Origin of the sequence: Mesorhizobium sp. M7A.F.Ca.ET.027.02.1.1, assembly GCF_004022985.1 — a bacterium.
GTDB lineage: Bacteria > Pseudomonadota > Alphaproteobacteria > Rhizobiales > Rhizobiaceae > Mesorhizobium.
On record NZ_RZOL01000595.1, the window covers coordinates 1 to 2640 of the forward strand.

1 pseudogene is annotated in these 2640 nt (G+C 66.8%); it reads right to left on the minus strand.

The annotated features are described in order from the left end of the window. Positions 1-2640, minus strand: a pseudogene (locus EN749_RS33880) (translocation/assembly module TamB); the annotation flags it as partial.

The following is a 2640-nucleotide window of genomic DNA, read 5'->3' on the forward strand; positions in this document are numbered from 1 at the left end:
GCCGGCCCCTGTGCGTTCAACGCAAAGGCGATGGCGCCCTTGGCATCCTTCGACAGCAGCGAGATGTCGCTCAGCGCGCCCTTGATGTCGGCGGCCACCTTGTTGTCGGCAAGGCTGGCTTGCCCGTCGGCGGTCAGCGCACCCGAGGTCAACTTCAATCCGCCTATGTTGATGCTGCCGTTGGGGTCGCGCTTCAGCGTGGCGCTGATCTCAGCGCGCTCGCCAAGCATGCCGCGCGCCGCCGCCGGCAAGGCCGACGATGGGGCATCCGCCTTCAGGTTGAGGTCTATGGCACCGTCTCGCAGCGATACCTGGCCGGCGACCTGGCTGTTCAGCGCATCGCTCTTGAGCGAGCCGCTGTCGATGGCAAACAGGTCGGCCGTCAGGCGGCCGCTGACGGCTGCCGTGACCTTGCCGGCGATCAGCGGCGCGATCATCGGATTGTCGAGGCCGACCTTGTCCACCGACACGGTGCCGGAAACCGGCCCTGCACGGTTCTTGAGATCGAACGCATCCGAATGCAACGCCAGGGCAAGCCCCTCCACCCTCGCCGGACTGGTGACGATCGAGGGCAGAATCGCCGAGACATCCAGGCGGGCCCGCGTGCTCTCGCCCGCCACCTTTGCCGACAAGGACTGGATCTCGATCTTGACCGGGCTCTCGGCGCTGCCGACAGTCAGGGGCAGGCTGGGGCCGGATGAGATGAGATCGAGCACAAAATCGCTGGCGCCGTTCGGGTTGAGGGTGCCGGTTGCCTTGCCGGAAACCTTGTCGCCGGTCAGCGTCACCTGATCGAGCACCACGCCGCCGGCAATCGTGTAGCTGCCGGCCGCATCGACGGCGAGCGGTCCGAGCCCGGCCTGCCGGGTCTGGCTGGTTTCGATACCGGCCAGTTGCGCATTGAAGCGGACATCGGGAGCGGCCGGCGGTCCGGTCACACCAGCCGTGCCGCTGAGCGTGCCCACAGCATCGAGGCCGGGCGAAAATTCATTGGCGAGCGCCGCGGGAAGTGCCGAAAATTGCGCCGCGAGATCGAGCGTCTGGCCAGCTGTCCCGGACAAGGTCACCGAGCCACCGCCGACGTCGAGCGCCAGCCTTTCGATGCTGGTCGTGCCGTTGGCGATGCTTAGTGTCGACGCCTGAGCGATTGCCGCCTTGATGCCGCGAACCGTCGCCTCGCCCGAGGCAATCTCGATGCTGGTCGTGCCGTTGGCGATTTTCACCCGGCCGGCAGCGGTCGCCGGAATGCCCGCTATGGTGGCGCCGCCGGTAAAATTGGTCCAGTCGCCATCACGCTTCAGGTCGACGCCGATGCCGCCGATTTCCGTGGTCCCGGAGGTGACGCTGTCGGCCTTGATCGTACCCGCGATCGCCGGCGCCTTGAGATAATTGGCGATCAGCGCATTGACGGTGATGGCCTTGGCCGTCACCTCGCCGCGCGCGATCGATGTGCTCTTGGCATCGATGGCGACGGAGGGCGCGTCGCCATCCCCCGCGAAGCGGATGGTTCCGTCGATGTCGCCCGTTATCGCCTGGCCGGCAAGTGCGGCCAGCTGGTCGATGGCAGGTGCATCGAGCGTCAGCGTGCCGAGCGGCATGTACTTGTCGTCGAGCGCGAGATCGCCCGAGACCTTGTTGTCGCCCAGCGAGACCAGGAATCCATTGATCGAACGCTTGCCTTCGCTCGTCACCAGCGCTGCTTTGATGTCGAGCGGCTGGTCGTCGACGGAGCCGGTCAGCGATACGTTAGCGGCGGGACTGGTGATATCGGCCTTGCCGCTAGCCGTCAGCTTGATGCTCTTCACCGTGCGGCCCGATGCCGTCAGGCTCTCGCTATCGGCGGTAACCGTGAAGTCCGGCGCCGTCATGGCGCCACTTGCCGACAGCGCGAAATCGACGCCACCGGCAACCGGCACGCCCACTGTCGGCGACAGCACGGAAACGTCGCCCAGTTTGCCCTTGATGTCGGCCTTGATGTCGGTGCCTTGAATGCTGGCCGTGCCGGCGGCGCTGAGCGTGCCGGACGTGAATTCGATCGAATTGGCGGCGAAGGATCCCTGCGGATCGCGGGCCGCGCTGGCCGAGAATTTCACCCTAGCGCCGAGCACCGAGGCGATCTGCGGCGGGAAGGCCGTCGCCACGGCATCCGCGTTCATCTTGAGCTGCATCGACAGGTCGGCAAGCGCCACCGTCGCGGTCAGCGAAGCGTTGAGCGCGTCGGAACGCAGCGTGCCCTGGTCGATGGCAATGGCGTCCTTGCTGACCGACCCGGCCAGATCGACATCGATCTTGCCGGTGATCAGCGGCGCCAGCGTCGCCACGTCGGTGTTGAGGCCGCCCGCCTCCAGCTTGACGGTGACCGGCCCGGCGCGGTTCTGGATGTCAAAACCGTCGGAATGGATCTGCGCCGCCAGATCATCCAGCCGCGTGCCGCCGGCGACGATGGAGACGAAGGAGGCGCCGATGTCGATGATCGGCGCCTTGCCGTCGCCGAAGGCGCGGGCGGTGGCATTGCTGATCGCCAGCGTGATGGGCTGCGCCTTGCTGCCGACGCTGATCACCACGGGCGGACCCTTGGCGGCGAGTTCGACCGAGAGGTCGCTGGCGCCGGCAGGATCGACAATGCCGGTCGCGGTGCCG